22 protein-coding genes are annotated in these 21,193 nt (G+C 64.2%); 11 read left to right on the forward strand and 11 right to left on the reverse strand.

The window, feature by feature from the left end:
- Positions 1–88: 88 nt before the first annotated feature.
- Together K7H91_RS12835 and K7H91_RS12840 are read left to right on the forward strand one after the other, a co-directional pair.
- On the forward strand, positions 89–757 hold the full coding sequence (locus K7H91_RS12835) for a hypothetical protein (RefSeq protein WP_230720668.1): 669 nt from the start codon (positions 89–91) through the stop codon (positions 755–757).
- Between the two features lie 19 nt (positions 758–776).
- A complete protein-coding gene (locus tag K7H91_RS12840; protein WP_230720669.1) occupies positions 777–1,262 on the forward strand; it encodes a GNAT family N-acetyltransferase in 486 nt (161 codons plus the stop codon).
- On the opposite strand, the gene K7H91_RS12845 is transcribed toward K7H91_RS12840, so the two are convergent.
- On the reverse strand, positions 1,254–1,709 hold the full coding sequence (locus tag K7H91_RS12845) for a nucleoside deaminase (RefSeq protein ID WP_230720670.1): 456 nt from the start codon (positions 1,707–1,709) through the stop codon (positions 1,254–1,256). The genes K7H91_RS12840 and K7H91_RS12845 overlap by 9 nt on opposite strands.
- Before the next feature lie 69 nt (positions 1,710–1,778).
- On the opposite strand from K7H91_RS12845, the gene K7H91_RS12850 reads away from it, so the two are divergent.
- Complete coding sequence (locus K7H91_RS12850; protein WP_230720671.1) at positions 1,779–3,320, forward strand: pseudouridine synthase; 1,542 nt, start codon at positions 1,779–1,781, stop codon at positions 3,318–3,320.
- Positions 3,301–3,858 carry a 16S rRNA (guanine(966)-N(2))-methyltransferase RsmD gene (gene rsmD / locus K7H91_RS12855; RefSeq protein WP_230720672.1) on the forward strand — a complete coding sequence of 186 codons (558 nt, stop codon included), beginning with the start codon at positions 3,301–3,303 and terminating at the stop codon, positions 3,856–3,858. Before K7H91_RS12850 ends, rsmD begins: the two co-directional genes overlap by 20 nt.
- Positions 3,859–3,918: 60 nt before the next feature.
- Here the strand turns inward: rsmD and K7H91_RS12860 are convergent, their stop codons facing one another.
- Genes K7H91_RS12860 through hemP form a run of 5 tightly spaced genes read right to left on the reverse strand, consistent with a single transcriptional unit; the run spans position 3,919 to position 7,926 of the window.
- Positions 3,919–4,704: a heme ABC transporter ATP-binding protein gene (locus tag K7H91_RS12860; RefSeq protein ID WP_230720673.1), complete on the reverse strand. Its 786-nt coding sequence runs from the start codon at positions 4,702–4,704 to the stop codon at positions 3,919–3,921.
- A gap of 2 nt (positions 4,705–4,706) precedes the next feature.
- On the reverse strand, positions 4,707–5,792 hold the full coding sequence (locus K7H91_RS12865) for a FecCD family ABC transporter permease (protein ID WP_230720674.1): 1,086 nt from the start codon (positions 5,790–5,792) through the stop codon (positions 4,707–4,709).
- A gap of 6 nt (positions 5,793–5,798) precedes the next feature.
- Positions 5,799–6,671, reverse strand: a complete 873-nt coding sequence (locus K7H91_RS12870) for a heme/hemin ABC transporter substrate-binding protein (protein WP_230720675.1) — start codon at positions 6,669–6,671, stop codon at positions 5,799–5,801.
- Positions 6,672–6,679: 8 nt separating this feature from the next.
- Positions 6,680–7,750 (reverse strand): hemin-degrading factor, encoded by a 1,071-nt coding sequence (locus K7H91_RS12875; protein ID WP_230720676.1) that lies wholly within the window; start codon positions 7,748–7,750, stop codon positions 6,680–6,682.
- 2 nt (positions 7,751–7,752) lie between these two features.
- Positions 7,753–7,926: a hemin uptake protein HemP gene (hemP, locus tag K7H91_RS12880; protein WP_230720677.1), complete on the reverse strand. Its 174-nt coding sequence runs from the start codon at positions 7,924–7,926 to the stop codon at positions 7,753–7,755.
- Positions 7,927–8,101: 175 nt separating this feature from the next.
- Here hemP and K7H91_RS12885 point away from each other — a divergent pair, with 175 nt between their 5' ends.
- Together K7H91_RS12885 and K7H91_RS12890 are read left to right on the forward strand one after the other, a co-directional pair.
- Complete coding sequence (locus K7H91_RS12885; protein ID WP_230720678.1) at positions 8,102–8,536, forward strand: hypothetical protein; 435 nt, start codon at positions 8,102–8,104, stop codon at positions 8,534–8,536.
- A gap of 38 nt (positions 8,537–8,574) precedes the next feature.
- A complete protein-coding gene (locus tag K7H91_RS12890; protein WP_230720679.1) occupies positions 8,575–10,104 on the forward strand; it encodes a TonB family protein in 1,530 nt (509 codons plus the stop codon).
- 16 nt (positions 10,105–10,120) lie between these two features.
- Here K7H91_RS12890 and K7H91_RS12895 read toward each other — a convergent pair whose 3' ends face one another.
- Both K7H91_RS12895 and rpsU read right to left on the reverse strand, forming a co-directional pair.
- On the reverse strand, positions 10,121–10,996 hold the full coding sequence (locus K7H91_RS12895; protein WP_419197480.1) for a tetratricopeptide repeat protein: 876 nt from the start codon (positions 10,994–10,996) through the stop codon (positions 10,121–10,123).
- A 176-nt stretch (positions 10,997–11,172) separates the two neighbouring features.
- Positions 11,173–11,385 (reverse strand): 30S ribosomal protein S21, encoded by a 213-nt coding sequence (gene rpsU, locus K7H91_RS12900; RefSeq protein ID WP_026173590.1) that lies wholly within the window; start codon positions 11,383–11,385, stop codon positions 11,173–11,175.
- Between the two features lie 347 nt (positions 11,386–11,732).
- Between rpsU and K7H91_RS12905 the strand changes: the two genes are divergently transcribed.
- From K7H91_RS12905 to K7H91_RS12925, 5 genes are read left to right on the forward strand one after another with little or no spacing between them, the layout of a single operon-like run.
- Positions 11,733–12,986, forward strand: a complete 1,254-nt coding sequence (locus K7H91_RS12905; RefSeq protein ID WP_230720680.1) for a sarcosine oxidase subunit beta family protein — start codon at positions 11,733–11,735, stop codon at positions 12,984–12,986.
- An 8-nt stretch (positions 12,987–12,994) separates the two neighbouring features.
- Entirely contained in the window at positions 12,995–13,831 is an 837-nt protein-coding gene (locus tag K7H91_RS12910) for an alpha/beta fold hydrolase (RefSeq protein ID WP_230720681.1), read from the forward strand.
- Positions 13,832–14,137: a sarcosine oxidase subunit delta gene (locus K7H91_RS12915; RefSeq protein WP_230720682.1), complete on the forward strand. Its 306-nt coding sequence runs from the start codon at positions 13,832–13,834 to the stop codon at positions 14,135–14,137.
- Positions 14,134–17,085: a sarcosine oxidase subunit alpha gene (locus K7H91_RS12920; protein WP_230720683.1), complete on the forward strand. Its 2,952-nt coding sequence runs from the start codon at positions 14,134–14,136 to the stop codon at positions 17,083–17,085. Before K7H91_RS12915 ends, K7H91_RS12920 begins: the two co-directional genes overlap by 4 nt.
- Positions 17,078–17,632: a sarcosine oxidase subunit gamma gene (locus K7H91_RS12925; protein ID WP_230720684.1), complete on the forward strand. Its 555-nt coding sequence runs from the start codon at positions 17,078–17,080 to the stop codon at positions 17,630–17,632. Before K7H91_RS12920 ends, K7H91_RS12925 begins: the two co-directional genes overlap by 8 nt.
- On the opposite strand, the gene K7H91_RS12930 is transcribed toward K7H91_RS12925, so the two are convergent.
- The 3 genes from K7H91_RS12930 to glgX are packed head-to-tail and all read right to left on the reverse strand — an operon-like array spanning position 17,626 to position 21,191.
- Positions 17,626–18,687 carry a DUF2332 domain-containing protein gene (locus tag K7H91_RS12930; protein WP_230720685.1) on the reverse strand — a complete coding sequence of 354 codons (1,062 nt, stop codon included), beginning with the start codon at positions 18,685–18,687 and terminating at the stop codon, positions 17,626–17,628. The genes K7H91_RS12925 and K7H91_RS12930 overlap by 7 nt on opposite strands.
- Before the next feature lie 3 nt (positions 18,688–18,690).
- A complete protein-coding gene (locus K7H91_RS12935) occupies positions 18,691–19,179 on the reverse strand; it encodes a MaoC family dehydratase (protein ID WP_230720686.1) in 489 nt (162 codons plus the stop codon).
- A gap of 29 nt (positions 19,180–19,208) precedes the next feature.
- Complete coding sequence (gene glgX, locus K7H91_RS12940) at positions 19,209–21,191, reverse strand: glycogen debranching protein GlgX (protein WP_230720687.1); 1,983 nt, start codon at positions 21,189–21,191, stop codon at positions 19,209–19,211.
- Positions 21,192–21,193: the final 2 nt, after the last annotated feature.

The following is a 21,193-nucleotide window of genomic DNA, read 5'->3' on the forward strand; positions in this document are numbered from 1 at the left end:
TCGCGGTTTCGCCGGATTCATCGCCACAGTGTGGCTGATGACCTGAATAACAAGAAGCGCCCCGGCGCGGAGGTTTGGTAGACAGCGCATGACATTCGTTATCCGTTCGATGAAGATCGCAATTGCCCTTGCGGGCGTGGCATCGCTTTCCGCCTGCCTTGGCGCGCCGACCTATGGCACCGGCAAGACCGCGACCAGCCAGCTTGTCGAGGACCTCGGCGAGGCCGTGCTGGTGATCAATCCGGATCAGCCCGACATCGATTACCAGCCGCGCCCTGACCTCGTGAAGCCGACCAAGGGCACGAACATGGCCGCGCTTGCCCCGCCGCAGAAATCGCTTGCCGCTGCCGATAATCCCAACTGGGTCGAATCGCCGGAAGAGCAGCGCGATCGCCTCTATGAGGAAGCGGAAGAAAACAAGGACAATCCGTTCTATCGCTCGCCGCTTCTGGCCTCGGAGAATCCGAGCCAGATGAGCGAGAAGGAACAGCTCGATGCGTTCCGGAAGGCGAAGAAGGAAGCGACCACGATCGATATCACCCAGCGTCGCTATCTCATCGATCCGCCGCCGGAATACCGGATGCCGAGCGACCCGGCGGCGATGAATGATCTCGGCGAATCGGAGCGCACCAAGGAGCGCCGTCGCAAGAAGCTCGCCGAGGGCAAGGATCCGGACAAGTGCTTCCTGTTCTTCAACTGCAACAGCGGCGCGACCGACGACTTCCTGGAATCGTCGAAGAACGCCGGTCAGCAATAGTCTGAATTTCGAGGATAGTATGAGCTACGCCATCCGGCCGGCGACGCGAAGCGACGCCGGCGCCATCTTTCGTTTTGTGTGCGAACTTGCCGAATTCGAGAAGGCGCTCGATCAGGTCGAGACCAGCGCGGACGGGCTTGCCGAGGCGATCTTCGGCAAGGGCTCGGTCACCGGTGCCCTGATTGCCGAGACAGAGGGCGAACCGGTGGGGTTCGCGGTCTATTATTTCAGCTTCTCCACGTGGCAGGGCCGCAACGGCATCTATCTGGAAGACCTCTATGTGACGCCGGAGCATCGCGGCGCGGGCCTCGGCCGGGCACTGATGAAGGCGGTCGCGGAGATCGGCGTTGCCAGGAACTGCGGCCGGATGGAATGGAGCGTGCTTGACTGGAACGAGGGCGCGATCCGCGTTTATGACGGCATTGGCGGCAAGCCGCAGGACGAATGGATCCGCTACCGGCTGGAAGGCGAAACCCTGCGCAAGGTCGCCGACGGTTCAGTCTGAGCGCTTTTCGCTGAAGAACGAGCGCAAGAGTTCCGCGGAACGGCTCTCGGAGAAACCGGAATAGACATCCGGTCGGTGGTGGCAGGTCGGCTGGTCGTAGAACCGGCCGCCATGATCCACGCCGCCGCCCTTGGGATCGGCCGCGCCATAGTAAAGCCGCTCGACCCTGGCAAAGGAAATCGCCGCCGCGCACATGGCGCAGGGCTCCAGCGTGACGTAGAGATGCGCGCCCGGCAGCCGTTCGGAGCCGGTTTTTCGGCAGGCTTCGCGCAGTGCCAGCACTTCCGCGTGGGCGGTGGGGTCCGCCATCTCGCGGGTGCGGTTGCCGGCGCTGGCGATGACCTTGCCGTCGAGCACCACAACCGCGCCGATCGGCACCTCGCCGCGCGCGGCCGCCGCTTCGGCCTCGGTGAGCGCCAATGCCATGAAATCACTGCCGACAGGCATTATCAGAACTTTCCTCTTAACGGCTTTGACCCGACCTGATAGAGGATCGGGATAAACAGGCAAAGCACAATGACCGAAAAAGACAAGTTTCCCAAACGCGGCAACAAACCTGCCGGCGGCAAGCCGCCGCGCAAGGCTGATGCGCCCGCCGCTGCCGGCGAGGAAAAGCAGGGCGAGCGGATATCCAAGATCCTCGCGCGCGCCGGCGTTGCTTCCAGGCGCGATGCCGAGCGGATGATCCTCGACGGAAGGGTGAAGGTCAACGGCAAGCTGCTGGACACCCCCGCCCACAATGTCACGCTCGAAGACAAGATCGAGGTCGATGGCGAGGAAATCCGGGGCATCGAGCGCACCAGGCTGTGGATCTACCACAAGCCCGCCGGCCTCGTGACCACCAATTCCGACCCCGAGGGCCGCCCGACCGTGTTCGACAACCTGCCGGGCGAACTGCCGCGGGTGATCTCGATCGGGCGTCTGGACATCAATACCGAGGGTCTGCTGCTGCTCACCAATGATGGCGGGCTGGCGCGTGTGCTGGAACTGCCGGCCACTGGCTGGCTGCGCCGTTACCGCGTGCGCGCCCATGGCAAGATCGAACAGGCCGATCTCGACAAGCTGAAGGACGGCATTGCCGTCGACGGCGTGCTCTACGGCGCGATCGATGCCACGCTCGACCGGGTGCAGGGCTCCAATGTGTGGATCACCATGGGGCTTCGCGAGGGCAAGAACCGCGAGATCAAGAACGTGCTCGGCGCGCTCGGGCTTGAGGTCGGTCGCCTGATCCGCATCTCCTACGGGCCGTTCCAGCTCGGCGAGATTGCCGAGGGTGCTGTGATGGAAGTGCGCGGCCGCACGCTGCGCGACCAGCTCGGCCCGCGTCTGATCGAGGAGGCTGGCGCCAATTTCGACGCGCCGATCTACAATGACAGGCAGGCGGAGAGCGAGGCCCCGAAATCCGGTGGTAACTGGAAGCCGGAGCCCGGCAAGCGGGCGGAGCCGGGCAAGCGCCGCCCCGACAAGCTCGATCGCGGCGAGCGCGCCGAACGCGGCCGCGACCGGCTCGACACCAAGCGCAAGGGCGATGACGAGAAGCCGTTCAAGGATATCGTGACCCGCAACCGCGCCGCCAATGTCTGGATGGCGCCGGGCGCCCGTCCGCTTGGCCCCAAGGCCAAGAAGAAGGCCGAGGACAAGGCCAAGGAAGATGCCCGCCGTGACGCGCGGCGTGATGGTCGCCGCGCAAGCGCCGCCGATGGCGATGCGCCGCGCGCGCGCGGACCGGCCGGTGGCCGGGGCAAACCGTTCGCCAAGCCGGCAGGCAAGCCGGCGAACAGGGGATCGCGTGAGGCCGGTGCTGAAGGTGCCGGCGAGACGCGCCGTTCCGACGGTCCCAAGCGGCCGCGCGGCGAGGGCCGGCCGGAAGGCGGCAAGCGTTTCGACGGGCCGAAGCGGGAAGGCGCAGCGCCACGCGGCGAACGACCTTCCGGCGAGAAGCGCGGCGGACGCCCCGAAGGCGGCAAGCGTCCGGGCGGCGACAGGCCGCGCTCCGGCGGTTCACGTGAGGGCGGTCCGGGCAGGGGGTCGAAGGGCAATGCGGATCGTCGGCGGTGAGTTTCGCGGGCGCGCGCTCGCCACGCCGAAGTCCTCCGACATCAGGCCGACGACCGACCGCACCCGCGAGAGCCTTTTCAACATCCTGAGCCATGCCTATCCGGAGGCGCTTGACGGCGCGCGGATGATCGACCTTTTCGCGGGCACCGGCGCGATGGGGCTTGAGGCGCTGTCGCGCGGGGTCAAGGCGGTTTTGTTCGTCGAAAACAGCGTCGAGGGCAGGGGGCTGTTATGGTCCAATATCGAGACGCTCGGTCTTGCTGGGCGGACCCGGATCATGCGCCGCGATGCGACCCGGCTCGGCCCCGCCAACCGCATCGAGCCCTATGATTTCCTGTTCGCCGACCCGCCCTATGGCAAGGGGCTCGGCGAAAAGGCGATGGCCGCCGCCCATGATGGCGGCTGGCTGAAGCCCGGGGCGCTCGCGATCCTCGAGGAACGCGCGGATGTGTCGCCAGTGGTTTCGGAGGATTACCAGCCGCTGGAGACCCGCGAATTCGGTGACACGCGCATGCATTTCTACCGGTATCGCGCCTGAGTTATTTCCGTGATCGGCCAGCCTCTCCGCATAGTCCCCAATTTTGCAAGGATTGTATTCCTATTGTGCTGCCGAATGCGGCAGCACGAACGGCGTGTCGTCCTTCGGCTTCTGGCTGACGGAAAGCCTTGTGGCGAAAACGGCGTGGAGATTGTCGTCGGTGATGGTGTCCTTCGGGCTGCCCGCCGCGATCACCTGTCCCTCGCGCATCAGCACCACGTGATCGGCAAACAGCGCCGTCAGGTTGAGGTCGTGCATGATCGCGATCACGCCGCCGCCGGCGCGGCAGAAATCGCGCGCCAGCCGCATGATCGCAAGCTGGTGCAGGATATCGAGGCTGGCCACCGGCTCGTCCAGAAGCAGCCAGCGCGGCTTGCCATGGGCGACCGGCGCTTCGATCTGGCACAGCACACGGGCAAGCTGGACGCGCTGCTGTTCGCCGCCCGAAAGTTCCTGATAGAAGCGACCCTCGAAGCCGTGGAGGTCGACGGCGCTGAGCGCCTTCGTCATGGTCGCGCGGTCGTCGGCGCGGTGGGCGCGGCCCGAAAGCCCCATGCGCAACACCTCTGCGACGGTGAAGGGGAAGGCGAGATTGGAGGATTGCGGCAACACGCCCCGCATCTGCGCCAGCCGCCAGGGCGGAAGCCCGGCCACCGCCTCGCCATTGATTTCGACCACGCCGTGATCGGGCGCAAGGTCGCCGGCAATCGCCTTCATCGTCGTCGTCTTTCCGCAGCCGTTCGGACCGCAGATTGCGGTGAGCGCGCCGGGGACGGCTTGCAGCGCGACGTCCTTCAAAACCGCGCGGCCTGAAAGCGTGACGCTCATATTCCGGATTTCGATCATGATTACAAATTGAGCCGCGAGCGGTTTTTGAGAAGGATCCACAGGAAGAACGGCCCGCCGGCGATCGCCGTGATGATGCCGATCGGCAGTTCCGCGGGCGCTACGACCGTGCGGGCGAACAGATCGGCGAGCACCAGCAGCGCGCCGCCCAGCAGCGCCGAGGCCGGCAGCAGATAACGGTGGTCCGGGCCGATGACGAGCCGCAGCAGATGCGGCACGACAATGCCGACAAAGCCGATCCCGCCCGAGACCGCGACGCCCGCGCCAGTGGCGGCGGCCACGGCGATGATGGTGATATTCTTCAGCCGCTGAACCGGGATGCCGATATGATAGGCCGTGGCCTCGCCGAGCGTGATCGCGTTCAGCCCCTTGGCCATGAACGGAAGCACGGCGAAGGCCGCCAGCATGATCGGGCTGATCGCCGCAAGCTTGGTCCATGTCGCGCCGGCAAGCGAGCCCATCGACCAGAAGGTGAGGTCGCGCAATTGCTGGTCGTTGGCGAGGTAGACCAGAAAACCGGTGGCCGCGCCCGCCAGCGCCGACAGTGCGATGCCGGCAAGCAGCATGGTGGCGACCGAGGTCTGGCCGTGGCTGGTGGAAATCCGGTAGAGCAGAAGCGTGGTGACGAGCCCGCCGAGAAAGGCAGCGGCGGGCAGGGCGTAGAAGCCGAGCAGGCCATAGACGGGTGCGGCGATGGTGCCGCCGAGCACGATCATGATCACCGCGCCAAGCCCTGCGCCCGCCGAAACCCCGACAAGGCCGGGGTCTGCCAGCGGATTGCGGAACAGGCCCTGCATCGCCGCGCCGCAGACGGCAAGCGATGCGCCCACCAGAAAGCCCATGATCGAGCGCGGCAGCCGGATATCGAAGATGATGATCCGGTCGCGCGCCGCAAGCGCCGCGCTGTCGCCCGTGACGATGGCGCGCGCGACATCGAAGAGCGAGGCGTCCGAGGCCCCATTGGCGACCGAGATCAGGATCGCCAGCCCGGAGGCGACGACGAGCGCCGCGATCATGACCACGGCGAGATCGGAGCGGTCTCCGCTATCGCGCCAGCGCGCGCCCGACAAGGCTTCGATCACCGTCATTACCGCTCAGTCTCCGTAGATCTCGGTTGTCAGCGCCGCGAGGTTTTCGGCAAAGCGCGGGCCGAAATTCAGCATGCCGACCGGATCGATCCGGTAGATCGCCATCGCCTCGCCGGCCGGCGTCAGCGACAGGGCCGGGTTGGCGGCAATGTCGTCAGTGGTTGGCGCGCGGCTGCCGGCGCTCTCGTCCATCAGGATGATGACATCCGGCGCGGCGTCGATGATTGCCTCGTCCGACAACGCCTTGTAGCCCGGAAAATCGCCGACGGCGTTGTCCAGGCCGGCCGCCTCGATCATGCCGTTGGCGGCCGTGCCGGTGCCGGATGCCATGACCTTGCCGCCATTGAGGCTGAGGATGAACAGCGCGCTCTTGCGCTCTTCTTCGGGCCGGGCCTCGTTTGCCGCCAGAAGCGGATCGAGCCTTTGCTTGATATCGGCCGCCAGCGCTTCCGCCTCGGCCTCTTTGCCGATCAGCGCGCCCACCATCTCGACCTTTGCGAGGATACCGTCGCGGCTGTAGTCCTCCGGCACCACCGCCATTTCGACCTCGGCCTGTTTCAGCACATCCATCGTTTCCGGTGGTCCAGCGCCCTCGATGGTGATGATGGCGCTGGGGTCGATCGACAGCACGCCTTCCGGCGACAATTGCCGCATATAGCCGATATCGGGCTTGACCGCGGTCTCGGGCGGATAGGTGCTGGTGGTGTCGCGGCCGACGATCTGGTCGCCGGCGCCGAGCGCATAGACGATCTCCGTTATCGAGCCGCCAATGGTGACGAGGCGCGAGGGGTCGGCAAGCGGCTCCGTTGCGCCGGCGGATGTTGCGCCGGCGAGAAGCAGGAGGGCGGCGAGCGGGCGGGTCAGAAAATGTCCGGTCATCGGTATCCTCACGCTGCTGCCGTTTCCGCGTGGCGCGGCAGGCTCTCGGCAAGCGCGCGCCAGACGGGACGCTCGGCATAGCCTTCCAGACGCTTGCCGAAGAACTGGATGATCAGTTCGCCGTTGGCGTTGAAAGCCTCGATCGATGTGACATGACCGTCGCTGGTGGGCTTGCGCACCAGCCAGGTCTCGGCGATCTGGTCGCGGCGCAGATGCAGGTGGAAGGTCGGGTCCATCACGTTGATCCACGGTCCCATCTCGACGACATTGGACACCGGGCCGGAATGGATCTGCACGATGCCGTTATTGGCGACGAACACCATCAGTGGCAGGTCCGGCGTCTCGGCCGCCGCATGGAACATGGTCGCGACGGCGTCATCGGCGAGGCGGTAGGCATAGTCGTCGCCCACGGTCGCGATCGCGGTCTGGCGGTGGACCTTCAGATCGTTCAGCATGCCGAAGAACTGATGGGTATCGGTGAGCGCCGTCCAGCGGTCGCGCAGAAGCTCGACATCGACGGCATTGGCATCGCGGGCATGATCGGCGTCATGGGGCGCGAAGGCCTCGGTCAGGACGGTCTGGCTCTGGTCTTCCAGCCGGTATTTTTCGACGAAATCGCGATAGGCCTCGACATCGGAGGCGGGGCGCAGGTGCAGCTTGAACACCGCCGTGCCGGTCATGTCGAAATATTGCAGGCTGAGCTTCTCCGCGCCGTTGTCATCCGTCTTGGTCACCGCGAAGGCGTGGGCCCAGCGGCTCGGGAAAATTCGCAGATCGATGTTCTCGCCGAGCACGATCGCGGCTTTCTTGCCGTTTTTGATATTCTCGAAGACGCCGATTTTCTCGTGAACCGCGCTTTCATTGCGCGACAGCGCCATGATTTCCCCGAAGCTTTCGGCGTGGTCGAGAAGGTGGGACGGCTCCGGCGCGATCCGGGTCGCGGTCAGACCGACTTCGGCCGCCACCAGCGCCGCCTCGCTGATATTGAGTCGGGCTGCAATATCGCGCTCGCGCATTTTCGGGTTCTGGCTGCGGAATTCGCGAATCTGTTCTGGAGTCGTCTCAGTCATGTCTTTCATGCCTACTTGTTCAGAATGAGTTTGCCTTGGCGGGTGATCTTCATGCGGTACTCGGCGCCCTGATGGCGGATGACGATCTCGTTTTGCCCCTGAAAGAGCGTCTCGCTTTCCAGAACCGGCAAGCCGCGCGCTCCGGCTTTCGTGCCGGTCTTTGCTGGTTCCTTGTCGTGATTCATTGGTAAGCTGCCTGCGTCCGTATATACTTGATTCTGAAAATCATGTTTTATAAGTTGACTCTATTAATCATCTTTGTCTATCCACGCAATAGACGTTTTGCCTGTTGAGGGATAGGATTGTGGCCGATCGCGATGTGCCCCTGAGGGCCTTTTCAAATTCCGGAGATTCCTGACGATGAGATTATCGATTTGCGCAACCGCCCTCGTTTTCGCCCTGTCGCAGCCCGTGCTGGCGCAGGAAGCGGCCAGTGAAGCGCCGGCGAGCGAACCGACGGGGCTTTCGATTTCGCTGAACACGCTCGAGACCACCGACAATGGCTGCAAGCTGACATTCCTGGTGGAAAACGATCTGCCCGAGACGATCGAAAGCCTTCAGGCCGAGGTCGCGCTTTTCGACAGTGAAGGCGTCGTCGACCGGCTGACCATGCTCGACTTCCTGACCCTTCCGGCCGGAAAGAAGCGCGTGCGCCAGTTCGAACTGCCCGGCGAAAGCTGTGACGCCCTCGGCGGCCTGCTTTTGAACGATATCAAGGTCTGCGACGCCGAGGGCGTGGATTGCATGGGCGCGCTCCAAACCGGTTCGAAGGCGGGTATTCCCTTCGACGGCTGAGGCCGGCCAGCGCATAATTGAGTGGACAATAGCTCCCGATGATGAATGACCAGGCCATGTTTGCGATGGGCTTGCCGGGCGGCATGCGCGAGCGTCTTGACGATGACGCGCTCGATGATGCTGTCGTGCGGGAGAACAGCCCGTTTGGCGCGGCAGCGCCTGAGATCGCCCCCGAAATCGCCATTGCGCCTGCGTCGGACGGTGACCTCGACAAGGTGGTGTTCGAGCTGAAGGCGGCGGCGAGTGCGGCCCGTTCCGCTCGGAAGACGAACCCCGACGACCGGGACGACAAGACTGCTGCCGAAGAACTGCCACTGGAGGATGTCGAGCTCGGCGTTGTTCCGCAGGCAGGGTTTCTCGACAGGGGCACTGTGCGGGCGGGCAAGCGCCTTTCTGCGGCGACGCTGGTGTCGCTGTTGATCCATTCCGCCGCCTTCGCGTTCGCGCTCCATGTCGCGCGCGTTCTGCCGGAAGCGCCCATGGAAGAAGGCAACACCGTCGTCAGCGTGATCATGGTCGGGAACGGCGATGTGGATGCCGCCGCAAGCGGCGCGGAGCCGACCATGGTGGAGGCCGAACCGGTGCCCGTGGAAACCGCGACGGCGGTCGAGGCCGAGCCGCTGGAGACCACCGCGGCCGAGCCGCTTCCGCCTCAGCCACCCGTCCCCGTTGAACAGGCCGCGCCGACGCCCGTCGAGACGCTGGCGCCGCCGCAGACCGAAACCGCGGTGCCGGTGACCGCCGAACCGGTCGTCGCCCAACCGAGCGTTCCGGCGGTGCTTGCCGCAGCGCCAACGACGGCGCTTGCGCCGTCGACCGTTCCGCCCGCGCCGCCGGTTGTCGAACAGGCGGTCTCACCCGCAGAAACGCCCGCGGCCGCACCCGTTGTCGCAGAAGCCCTGCCGCCGCAGGAGACGCCGGTCAATGCGCCGGCTGAAACGGCCGAGCCGCTAACGGCGCAGACCGAACCGGCCGAAACCATCAAGGCGCAGGAGGACGATCCGGAGCTTGCCTATGACATCGACGCGCCGGTGCCCGCGCCCTCGCCGTGGAAGACGGAGCCATTGCCCGCAGATCAGGTGGCGACGCGCAAGGCTGAGGAGCGCGCCAAACCGAAACCGGTTGAACAGCGGCAGGTCGTCAAGCGGTCTTCGGCCGGCTCCTCCGGCCAATCAAATCGGGATGCGCGCAAGGGCGTCGCTTCGGGCACGGCCAACACCGGCGCGAGCCAGGCGGCCGAGGCGAGGGCCGGCAATAGCGGAAACGGCGAGGCGGAGATGGCCAATTATGCCGGCAGGCTCAGGGCCAAGCTGCGCCGCTCTGTGGCCTCGGAGCGCTATTATCGCGGCGTGGGAAGGCTGCAGTCGACCGTTGTCGTCAATGTGAGGCTGAACCGCTCCGGCGCCATTGCCGGATTGTCTCTGGGCAGTTCATCCGGCAACAGCAAGGTCGATGCGATCGTGTTGCAGCGCGCCCGCGCGGCCGGTCCCTTCGGCGCGTTCCCGGCCAGCTATCGCGGCGCAAGCCACAATTTCTCCCTGCCGATCCAGCTCAATCTCGGCCGTTGAAACGGAAGTTTGACTCTTACGATCCGATGGTGCGTTGCAGGCCCTGAAGCGCAGGCTGATAAGTGGGGTCGAGCTGCTTGGCTTTCTGGTAGTAGGACGCAGCCTTGGTGAAATCGCCCTGGCGTTCGAGCACCAGACCGATATTGGCCCAGCTTTCGGCGACCGACTGATCCAGCGCCAGCGCCTTGTCGAAATCGGCGCGGGCGTTCTGGTCGTCGTTCAGCGCCAGATAGGAGACGCCGCGGCCATTATAGGGCTGCGGCGATTTCGGCGACAGCGAGATCGCCTTGGAGAAGTCGGCGATCGCAAGTTCCTGCTGACCGCGCTTCTGGTAGATCAGGCCGCGACTGTGGTAGGCGCGGGGATCGGTGGTGTTGAGCTGGATGGCGCGGGTGTAATCGTTGAAGGCGTCGTCGAGCTGGCCCGATTCGCGATAGAGATTGCCGCGGCCGATATAGGCGACATCATAGCTGCTGTTGATCTGGATCGCGCGGTTATAGTCGTTGAGCGCGTCCATCTGCCGACCGAGGCTGCGTTCAATCAGCGCGCGGTTGGCGTAGGCCTGGTAATAATTCGGATTGAGCGCGATCGCCTGGTTGAAGTCCTCGATCGCCCGGCGGTCGTCGCCGGCGCGGCCATAGGCGGCGCCGCGCACATTGTAGGCGCCGGGATCATTGGGGTTGGATGCGATCACATTCGAAAGCGAGGCGATGTTCTGCTCGGATCCCTGGGCGGCATCGATGGCGAGCACGTTCTGGTTCATGACCTGGCCGGTCTGGCAACCGGCGAGAAGGGCTAGTGTGCCCGCCAGGATTATATTCCTGACGGCGCTGCCGTTTGCTGCCATGAACGAGCCGCCCGAAAGCGCGCTGGTGATCTTCGTCATATCCATCCCCAATAATTGCATGCCTTTTGCGACAACAGCCGGCGGGAAGTTTTTGTTCCCCCTCCGGTTTGGAAAGAGGCTCCGCACAATCTACATGATCGAGGTTAAAATTCTGCCAAATAAAAAGGCGGGAACATGTGCTCCCGCCCTAAGAACGCATCAATGTGCTGAAAAAGCGACAATCAGCGAGAAACCAGACCTTCGCGAACGGCGCGCTTGCGAGCCAGCTTGCGAACGCGGCGGATGGCTTCTGCCTTTTCGCGCGCACGCTTCTGCGAGGGCTTTTCGTAATGGTCGCGCATCTTCATTTCGCGGAAGATGCCTTCGCGCTGCATTTTCTTCTTCAGAGCGCGGAGAGCCTGGTCAACATTGTTGTCGCGGACAAGTACTTGCACGTGTATCCCGTTCCTTAATCGTTGGTGTCTGAGCCTGGCAAATACTTGCACGTTCAGGCATTGATTGGTCTTCAGGCGGTACAATCCGCCCATATCTGGCGTCGCGATTAACAGATCGCGGGCGATAAGTCCAGTCCTTACCGAAAGACAAGGACCGGTGTGGCGAAAAATCCGGGCTCCGATTGACAGGATTCGCCGCCAAAGGCAATCCTTTTTGAAAGACGCCGCCACGGAAATCACGATGTCGAAGGCGGATCGAAAAAGCGTCGCAAAAAGGACGTTGCCTCGTATTCCGATTTGCGATTGGTATAGTCGCAACGACCCGGCGAACCCCGATGGAGCCCCATATGCGCAAATATTCCGTTTTCGCTCTCGCGCGCGAGGCCATGCGCCATCACAAGGGCTGGGAAAAGCACTGGACCTCGCCGGAGCCGAAAAGCGAGTATGACGTCATCATCATCGGCGGCGGCGGTCATGGCATGGGCGCTGCCTATTACCTCGCCAAGGAACACGGCATCGCCAATATCGCCGTGATCGAGAAGGGCTGGGTCGGCGGCGGCAATACCGGGCGCAACACCACGATCGTGCGCTCCAACTATCTCTATGACGAGAGCATGGATATCTACGAGCATTCGCTCAAGATGTGGGAAGGCCTGTCGCTCGATCTGAACTACAATGTCATGTTCTCGCCGCGCGGCGTGATGATGCTGTCGCATAACGAACATGACCGCCAGTCGTTCAAGCGCCATGTCCACGCCAACCGGCTCTACGGCATTGACAATGAATGGCTGACCCCGGTTCAGGCCAAGGACTACTGTCCGCCGCTCGATATCTCGACGACCGCGCGCTATCCCGTCAACGGTGCGGCCTTGCAGCGCCGCGCCGGCACGGCCCGCCACGATGCGGTGGTCTGGGGCTATGGCCGCGCGGCGTCTGATCGCGGCGTCCACATCATCCAGAACTGCGAGGTCAAGGCGATCCGCCGGGGCGCGGACGGCGCGGTGACGGGGGTGGAGACCAATCGCGGCTTTATCGGCGCGAAGAAGATCGGCGTTTCCGCATCGGGTCACAATTCGGTGGTGATGGCGATGGCCGATGTCCGCCTGCCGCTCGAAAGCCAGCCGCTGCAGGCGCTGGTGTCGGAGCCGCTGAAACCGATCTTCCCCTGCGTGGTGATGTCGAATTCGGTCCACGCCTATATCTCTCAGTCCGACAAGGGCGAACTTGTGATCGGTGCGGGCACCGACCAGTATAATTCCTATTCCCAGACGGGCGGCTTGCAGATCATCACCCATACGCTCGACGCCATCTGCGAGCTGTTTCCGATCTTCCGCCGGGTCAAGATGATGCGCCAGTGGGGCGGCATTACCGACAATACGCCGGACCGCTCGCCGATCCAGAGTGTCACGCCGGTGCCCAATCTGTTCGTCAATTGCGGCTGGGGCACGGGCGGTTTCAAGGCAACGCCGGGGTCGGCGCATCTCTTCGCCCATCTCATCGCCAAGGGCGAGCCGCACAGGCTTGCCGCCGGCCTCACGCTCGAGCGCTACAACACCGGCCGGCTGATCGACGAAGCTGCCGCCGCCGCCGTTGCGCACTAGGAAAAGCCATGCTCTGGAACGTCAACAGGAAATGCGAGACCAGTGCCGGCATGGTGGCCTGGGGCAGCGCCGGCAAGGGGCCGCCGCTGGTCCTTGCCCATGGCTGGCCTTGGTCGTCGTTTTCCTGGCACCGCATTCTGCTGACGCTGTCGCATGCCTATACCGTTTACTGGTACGACATGCCGGGCTTCGGGCGTTCGGCGAAGGATGCCGGACAGGCCACCGGGCTCGATGTTCAGGGCCTTGTGTTCAAGGAGATGCTGGTCCACTGGATGCTCGACGCGCCGCATGTTCTGGCCCATGATTTCGGCGGCGCGGTGACGTTGCGCGCGCATCTGCTCCACGATGTCGCCTATTCGAGCCTGACCCTGATGAATGTCGTTGCGCTGAGCCCATGGGGCTCGGAATTCTTCGACCATGTCGGCCGTCACGTCGATGCCTTCCAGCCGCTGCCGCCGCACATTCACGCCGCGATCGTCGAGGCCTATATCAAGGGTGCGCTGGTCAACGAGATCGACGCGAGCGACCTGCGCGAACTGGTCAGCCCCTGGCTCACGCCGGAAGGCCACCAGAGCTTCTACCGTCAGTTTGCCCAGGCTGACGACGCCTTCACCGATGAATTCGCCGAGAAGCTGAAGGAAATCGCCTGCCCGGTCACCATCATCTGGGGCGAGCGCGATCCCTGGATCCCGATCGAGCGCGGCCATCTGCTGGCGGGCCGGATCGGCGTGCCGCTTCATCCGCTAAAGGGCGCGGGCCACCTGCCGCAGATGGAAGCGCCGCGCGACCTCATCGACCTGATTATCTCTATTCCCGACGCCTTGCCCGAACTGGAGGGAAACTGAATGTTGCTGATTTACTGTCCCTATTGCGAGGAAGCGCGCAGCGAGCTGGAGTTTACCGGCGCGGGCGAGGCGCATATCGCGCGGCCTGAAAACATGGCCGAACTCTCCGACGCGGACTTCGCCAACTATTTCTTCATGCGCACCAATCCCAAGGGGCTGCATTTCGAGCGCTGGCGTCATTCCCACGGCTGCGGCCGGTTCTTCAACGCCGCCCGCGACACGGTTTCGGACCGGTTCCTGAAAACCTACAAGGCCGGCGAGCCGAAGCCCGATCCGGCCGAACTCGGCATGGGAGACGGCCAATGAGCGGCGCATTCCGGATTGCCGACAAGGGCCGGCTGACGCCTGCCAAGACCGTGCGCTTCACCTTCGACGGCAAGGCCTATACGGCGCTGGAGGGCGATACGCTGGCCTCGGCGCTGCTCGCCCACGGCGTGCATCTGGTCGGCCGATCGTACAAATATCACCGTCCGCGCGGGTTTCTGACGGCCGGCTCCGAGGAGCCCAATGCGCTGTTCGATATCGCCCGCGACAGCGCCCGCCGCCAGCCCAATGTTCGCGGACCAGTGCAGGAGGTGTTCGACGGCATGAAGGCCGGTTCGCAGAACCGCTGGCCGTCGCTTTCCTTCGATGTCGGGGCGATCAACGATATCGTCTCGCCGATGCTGATCGCCGGGTTCTACTACAAGACCTTCATGTGGCCGTTCAGTGCCTGGCACAAGGTCTATGAGCCCGCGATCCGCAAGGCCGCCGGCCTCGGCGTCGCGCCGACGGAGGAGGATCCCGACAGCTATGCCAGCCGCTACGTCCATTGCGACATGCTGGTGGTCGGCGCGGGGCTTGCCGGGCTGACAGCGGCGCTTTCGGCGGCGCGCACCGGCAGGCAAGTGATCATCTGCGATGAAAAACCGGAACCGGGCGGCGCGCTGCAATATGAGAGCGGCACCACGGTCGACGGCAAGCCAGGCTATGACTGGGCGGTTGCGGCGGCAGCCGAGCTGGCGGGTATGGACAATGTCCGCTACCTGCCGCGGACCACGGCTTTCGGCTACTACAACCACAATTTCCTCGGCCTGTGCGAGCGGCTGACCGATCATCTGCCGAATGCGAAGGCCGACGGCCCGCGCGAGCGGCTGTGGCAGGTGCGCGCGGAAAAGGTGGTGCTCGCCACCGGCGCGATCGAACGCCCGATGGTGTTTCCCGACAATGACCGTCCGGGCATCATGCTGGCGTCTGCCGCGCGCAGCTATCTCAATCACTACGGCGTCGCCGTCGGCTCCAAGGTTGGCGTCTATTGCGCCCATGATTCGGCCTATGAGGCGGCCTTTGATCTCGCCCGCGCGGGCGTGAAGGTGGTGGCGATCGTCGATAGCCGCGCCGAGCCCGGACCGGGTCTTGCCGAAGAGGCGAAGGCGCTCGGGATCACGCTCCATACCGGCCACAGGGTGGTCGGCACCAAGGGCCGGCTCAGAGTCAAATCCATGCGGGTGAAGGGCAGCGGCAAGCCCCGCGACTACGATATCGACGCGCTGATCACATCGGCCGGCTGGACGCCTTCGGTGCATCTGTTTTCGCAATCGCGCGGCAAGCTTGCCTTCGATGCGGAAAACGAGCGATTCCTGCCGAGCGTCTATGCCCAGAACGCGGTCTCGGTCGGCGCCTGCAACGGAACCGATGAAGTGGCCGATCTGGTTTCGGAAGCCGCGGCGGCGGGCGGCGGCTTTGCCGAAATCGCGGCCGCGACCGAACATGCCTGGACCGGCGGCATGCTGGGCGAAAATGACGACGCCGACCCCTATGCCAAGGCGTTCATCGACTACCAGCACGATGTCTGCGCCAAGGATATCCGCCAGGCCGTGCATGAGGGCATGGCCTCGATCGAGCATATAAAGCGCTTCACCACCAACGGCATGGCCTCCGATCAGGGCAAGCTGTCCAACATGCACGGGCTGGCGATCGCCGCCGAAATGCTGGATCGGCCGATCCCGCAGGTGGGCCTCACCACCTTCCGCCAGCCGTTCACGCCGGTCACCTTCGGCACGCTGATCAACCATTCGCGCAACGAGCTGTTCGATCCGGCGCGCAAGACGCCGATCAACGCCTGGGCGGAAGCGCAGGGCGCGCCGTTCGAGGATGTCGGCAACTGGAAGCGCGCCTGGTATTTCCCGCGCGCCGGCGAAACCAAGCATGACGCGGTCAACCGCGAATGCCGCACGGTGCGCGAATCGGCGGGCGTTTTCGATGCCTCCACGCTCGGCAAGATCGAGGTCGTGGGCCCCGATGCCGAGGCCTTCATGAACCTGATGTATTCCAATGCCTGGTCGACGCTGAAGCCCGGCAAATGCCGGTACGGCCTGATGCTGCGCGAGGACGGCTATATCTATGATGACGGCGTCGTCGGCAGGCTGGCGCAGGACCGCTTCCATGTGACGACGACGACCGGCGGTGCGCCGCGGGTGCTGAACCTGATGGAGGACTATCTTCAGACCGAGTTCCCGCATCTGAAGGTCTGGCTCACATCGACGACCGAACAATGGGCGGTGATCGCGGTGCAGGGCCCGAAGGCGCGCGAGATCATCGCGCCCTTCGTCGAGGGCGTGGATATTTCCAGCGAGGCTTTCCCGCATATGAGCCTTGCCGAATGCACGGTCTGCGGCGTTCCCTCGCGCCTGTTCCGGGTGTCGTTCACCGGCGAACTCGGCTACGAGATCAATGTGCCGGCCGATTATGGGCTCAAGGTCTGGGAGGCGGTTTTCGAGCGCGCGGAGACCTTCGGGGCCTGCGCCTATGGCACCGAGACCATGCACGTCTTGCGCGCCGAAAAGGGCTATATCGTCGTCGGTCAGGACACCGACGGCACGGTGACGCCCTATGATGTCGGCATGGGCTGGGCGGTTTCGAAGAAAAAGCCGGATTTCGTCGGCATGCGCGGCCTCAAGCGGCCGGACCTCGTCGCCGAGGGCCGGAAACAACTGGTCGGCCTGACGGTCAAGAACAATCCCCGGCTGGTGCTGGAGGAAGGCGCGCATGTGGTCGCCGATCCGAACGCGGCAAAGCCGGTGCCGATGCTCGGCCACGTCACGTCGGCCTACTGGTCGGAGGCGCTGCAAAGCGGCATCGCGATGGCCGTGGTCAAGGATGGTCACAAGCTGAAAGGCCAGACGCTTTACGTGCCGATGCCGGAACGCACGATCGCCGTTGAGGTGGTCGACACCGTTTTCTATGATCCCGAAGGAGCGCGCATCAATGGCTGAGCAATTCACAGCGGAACGCGACCTGCCGCTTGCCGGTGCCTATGGCGGCTCGGGCCTTGCCCGGCTGGTGGTGGCGCGCCCGGCAACACGGCTGTCGCTGCGGGCAGGCGCAGACGCGATCCCCGGCCTCAACGGCATGCTGGAACTCGACCTGCCGGTGAAGCCGCTGACGTCCTCCGGCGGGGAGGGGCGCTATGCCTTCTGGCTCGGGCCCGACGAGTGGCTGGTGATCGATGAATATGAGGATGACCTCGCCGGCCGTCTCGGCCCGGCGGCAGGGCCCTATTCGGCGGTGGATGTCTCCCACCGCAATATCGCGATCATGGTCGACGGCCCCGGCGCTGCCGACACGCTGAACGCGGCCTGCCCGCTCGATCTGAGGCTCGAAAGCTTCCCGGTCGGCAAGGTCGCGCGCACGGTGCTCGGCAAGGCGGAAATCATCCTCTATCGCAAGGAAGAGCAGACCTTCCGCGTCGAATGCTGGCGCTCGTTCGCGCCTTACGTGTTCGGGCTGCTCGATCAGGGGGCGAAGGACGCGGCCTATTGAGCCGGGCCGCGCCAGTCGATCCATCGACCATGGAAATCGGCGCGCCCGAGTTTCAACGTTTCGCCGCCGGGCCAGATCGTAAGCGTCAATCCCGCGCCATGCTTGTCTTCGTCGGCCTCCATCTGAAGACGGCAGAGCGGGGCGTTATCGTCAGCACGCGCGCCCGCCTCGGCCAGCAGTCGCTCGCCCTCCGTGCGCGCCGCAAACGGCAGATATTGCCAGGCTATGGTGTGGTAGACGATGTGCACCTTGCCCGGGCGGGAAACCGCAAGCCGCTCCCGCAGCCATTCCACGGCGTCCGCCTTCTCGACACTGACGCCGGTCGCGCGGGCGAGCGCCAAAGCCTTTTCGGTGCGCTCCAGCCGGTCGGCCTGGTCGGCCCAGATATAGGAGAGCAACCGCTCGCAATCATTGCTGTCTGAAGCGTTGAGCGGGTTGAGGTCGCAGCCGGCACGTTCGCTGACCGTGATTGCCGCATCCGGCGGCAGCGGCCCGGTCCAGTCGGGCGCGATTTCGAATGGTGCTTCGCCGGTGGCCGACGGGACATGCCGGTCTCCCAGACGGTAGGCATAGCGGTCCCACATCAGGTTCAGACCGGCCGATGCGCCGATTTCGGACAGCACGAGGTCCTTGCCGGGAAAGCGGGCGGCGATCAGCGCAAAGGCCGGAAACAGGGCGGCCGAGCGGCGAACTTCATTGGTCTGCGGGGCCGATTGCATCCGCTGTGTGATGAATGCCGCCTCTTCCGCCATCATCTCTGCCACACCTTGCCAGAGCGCGTCATCCGATATCTTTGCCGGCGGATAGACGGCGGCAAGCGGGCCATGGCCGCGTCGCTTCAGGGCATGCAGCGCGCCGCAGAAGCGCAGTGCCAGCGCATCGGGGCGGATGCGGTCTTCCGGCCATGTCATGATCAGCGACGGGACGGGACCGCCTGCACCTGAGAGCCGCTCCGCCGCCAGTCTGCAGAGCCTTGCGGTAAATGGCGAGCCGAGTTCATCGCAGGCGTCGGCCTGGCTTTCGAAACCGAGTACGAAGGCCGGGCGCGCCGACATCGCTCACACCGTTTCCGGTCGATCGGCGGCGGCGAATTGCACCAGCGTGATCCATTCGGCCGACAGCGCCGGCTTGCGTTCGCCCTCGATCTCGACGGTGACGGCGTAGTTGATCGCCAAGAGTTCCGCGCCCCTGAAACGGGCGTCCTTGAGCACGAACCGGCCGCGGACCTTGGCGCCGCTTTTCACCGGGGCCATGAAGCGCACCTTGTCGAAGCCGAAATTGATGCCCATGGTCTGTTCGCGGATGCGCGGGGCGCAATCGTAATTCATGGCCGATAGAAGGGATAGCGTCAGAAACCCGTGGGCGATCGTGCCGCCGAAAGGTGTTTCCTTGCTGGCCCGTTCGGGATCGGTATGGATGAACTGGTGATCGAGCGTGGCATCGGCGAAGGTGTCGATCATCGACTGGTCGACCGTGAACCAGCGCGACAGGCCGACTTCCTGTCCGATCAGTCCCTTGACGTCGCCCAGAGAAATTTCGAGAACCATCGGGCCTTCTTTCGTCGCCTGAGGAGCGGTCAATGCGTCTCTCCTTCGTTAAGTCTCTCGGCATAGAGCGATACCGAGCGGGGCGCAAGCGCGATCTCGACGGCGCCTTCGCTTTGGCCGGCAAGGCTGTGCCAGCCGTCCTCGTGGGTCTCGGGCAGCAGAAACACGGCTTCCTCATGGCCACGATTGATAAGCACGGCAAGGCGCGTGGGATGGCCGGTCGTGGTCTCGGTGGTGGCAAGCACCATGCTGAGGCACTGGCATTCCGGGCACTCCCAGTCGGCGACGTCCATGACCTTGCCATCGGGCCTGAGCCACAAAACGTCGTCGTCTGTGAAGAAATCCGTTTCTGAGAAAACAGCGAAGCGCTTGCGCAACGCTGAAAGCTCGGCGGTGTGGGCCACCAGTTCATCGTCCATATGCGCCCAGTCGATCCAGGTGATCTCGTTGTCCTGGCAATAGGCGTTGTTGTTGCCCTTCTGGCTGCAGCCGCCCTCGTCGCCGGCCTTCAGCATGATCGCGCCGCGGCTGACGAACAGCGTGGCGAGAAGGGCGCGCAGATCCTGCCGGCGCCGGTTGTTGACCAGTTCGTTGTCGGTCTCGCCCTCGACGCCGTTGTTCCAGGAATAGTTCTCGTCGTGGCCGTCGCGGTTGTGCTCGCCGTTTTCGGCGTTGTGCTTGTGCACATAGGCCGTCAGATCGTAAAGCGAGAAGCCGTCATGGGCGGCGATGAAGTTCACCGAGCGCGTGCTGTCCTGGCCGTTTGTCGAAAAGATGTGCGAGGAGCCGGACAGCGCGTCGGCAAGCAGGCCGGTCATGGACGGATCGCCGCGCCAGAACTTGCGGATGTCGTCGCGGGTGTTGTCGTTCCATTCCAGAAATGGCGGGGGGAAATTGCCGAGCTGGTAGCCGCCGGGGCCGATATCCCATGGTTCCGCAATCATCGTCCGGTCTTTCAGGATCGGGTCGTTGAGGATCGCGTGAAGCGTTTCGGAATCGGGATCGAAGCCCTCATAGCGGCGTCCCAGAACCGGCGCCAGATCGAAGCGGAAGCCGTCAATGCCGGCCTGGGCCACGAAGTGGCGCAGGCTGTCGACGATATACTGGCGCACCATGGGATGGTCGCAGGCTATCGTGTTGCCGCAGCCGGTGTCGTTGATCAGCACGGAAGGGTCGTCATGGGCGAGACGGTAGTAGGTGGCGTTGTCGAGCCCGCGAAAGCTCACAATCCCGCCGAACTGGTCGCTTTCGCCGCTGTGGTTGAAGACCAGATCGAGGATGACGCCGATGCCGGCCTCGTGGAGAGCCTTCACCGCGCCCCGGAGTTCGGCAATCCCGCCCGGGCAGATACGCGGCTCCAGCGCCATGAAGGTGACGGGATTGTAGCCCCAGGCATTGGTGAGCCCGAGCGGTTGCAAATGCCGCTCATCCATCCAGGCGGTGACCGGCAGAAGCTCGATGGCGTCGACGCCGAGTTTCTTAAGGTGGTCGATCACAGACGGGTGGGCAAGCGCCGCGACCGTGCCCCGTATCGGCTTCGGCACATCGGGATGGAGCATGGTGAGCGCACGCACGCCCGCCTCGTAGATCAGTCCGCCATCGGGAAAATCGACATGGCCGAAGTCTTCCGCGCTGTCGGCAACGACGATGCTCTTCGGCACCATGTCGGCGGTGTCGACGCCGAATTCGTTGAGATCCGGGTCGAACCGGTAGGGCCGGTCGATCTCACGGGCATAGGGGTCGGTAAGCAGCTTGGCCGGGTCGAACCACAGGCCGTTCATCGGGTCCCATTCGCCGAAAGCGCGGTAGCCATAGCGCTGTCCGGGCTTGATCCCGTCCACCATCAGGCGGAACAGATTGCCGCCGGCATGCGCCATCGGCAGTTTCGCGGTCTGAGCGCCGGCCTTGTCGAACAGGCATAATTCCATGCCGGTGGCGGCTTCCGAGTAGACGGAAAATTCCACCCCCCGGTCCAGAATGCGGACGCCGGGCATTTTCAAAGGCTCGGACATCG

It is taken from the genome of Martelella mediterranea (assembly GCF_021021415.1).
GTDB classification, from domain to species: Bacteria; Pseudomonadota; Alphaproteobacteria; order Rhizobiales; family Rhizobiaceae; genus Martelella; species Martelella mediterranea_C.

Coding starts and splice junctions, on each gene's coding strand:
- K7H91_RS12835 (WP_230720668.1), top strand. CDS start 89: ATGACATTCGTTATCCGTTCGATGAAGATCGCAATTGCCCTTGCGGGC.
- K7H91_RS12840 (WP_230720669.1), top strand. CDS start 777: ATGAGCTACGCCATCCGGCCGGCGACGCGAAGCGACGCCGGCGCCATC.
- K7H91_RS12845 (WP_230720670.1), bottom strand. CDS start 1,709: ATGCCTGTCGGCAGTGATTTCATGGCATTGGCGCTCACCGAGGCCGAA.
- K7H91_RS12850 (WP_230720671.1), top strand. CDS start 1,779: ATGACCGAAAAAGACAAGTTTCCCAAACGCGGCAACAAACCTGCCGGC.
- rsmD (WP_230720672.1), top strand. CDS start 3,301: ATGCGGATCGTCGGCGGTGAGTTTCGCGGGCGCGCGCTCGCCACGCCG.
- K7H91_RS12860 (WP_230720673.1), bottom strand. CDS start 4,704: ATGATCGAAATCCGGAATATGAGCGTCACGCTTTCAGGCCGCGCGGTT.
- K7H91_RS12865 (WP_230720674.1), bottom strand. CDS start 5,792: ATGACGGTGATCGAAGCCTTGTCGGGCGCGCGCTGGCGCGATAGCGGA.
- K7H91_RS12870 (WP_230720675.1), bottom strand. CDS start 6,671: ATGACCGGACATTTTCTGACCCGCCCGCTCGCCGCCCTCCTGCTTCTC.
- K7H91_RS12875 (WP_230720676.1), bottom strand. CDS start 7,750: ATGAAAGACATGACTGAGACGACTCCAGAACAGATTCGCGAATTCCGC.
- hemP (WP_230720677.1), bottom strand. CDS start 7,926: ATGAATCACGACAAGGAACCAGCAAAGACCGGCACGAAAGCCGGAGCG.
- K7H91_RS12885 (WP_230720678.1), top strand. CDS start 8,102: ATGAGATTATCGATTTGCGCAACCGCCCTCGTTTTCGCCCTGTCGCAG.
- K7H91_RS12890 (WP_230720679.1), top strand. CDS start 8,575: ATGATGAATGACCAGGCCATGTTTGCGATGGGCTTGCCGGGCGGCATG.
- K7H91_RS12895 (WP_419197480.1), bottom strand. CDS start 10,996: ATGGATATGACGAAGATCACCAGCGCGCTTTCGGGCGGCTCGTTCATG.
- K7H91_RS12905 (WP_230720680.1), top strand. CDS start 11,733: ATGCGCAAATATTCCGTTTTCGCTCTCGCGCGCGAGGCCATGCGCCAT.
- K7H91_RS12910 (WP_230720681.1), top strand. CDS start 12,995: ATGCTCTGGAACGTCAACAGGAAATGCGAGACCAGTGCCGGCATGGTG.
- K7H91_RS12915 (WP_230720682.1), top strand. CDS start 13,832: ATGTTGCTGATTTACTGTCCCTATTGCGAGGAAGCGCGCAGCGAGCTG.
- K7H91_RS12920 (WP_230720683.1), top strand. CDS start 14,134: ATGAGCGGCGCATTCCGGATTGCCGACAAGGGCCGGCTGACGCCTGCC.
- K7H91_RS12925 (WP_230720684.1), top strand. CDS start 17,078: ATGGCTGAGCAATTCACAGCGGAACGCGACCTGCCGCTTGCCGGTGCC.
- K7H91_RS12930 (WP_230720685.1), bottom strand. CDS start 18,687: ATGTCGGCGCGCCCGGCCTTCGTACTCGGTTTCGAAAGCCAGGCCGAC.
- K7H91_RS12935 (WP_230720686.1), bottom strand. CDS start 19,179: ATGGTTCTCGAAATTTCTCTGGGCGACGTCAAGGGACTGATCGGACAG.
- glgX (WP_230720687.1), bottom strand. CDS start 21,191: ATGTCCGAGCCTTTGAAAATGCCCGGCGTCCGCATTCTGGACCGGGGG.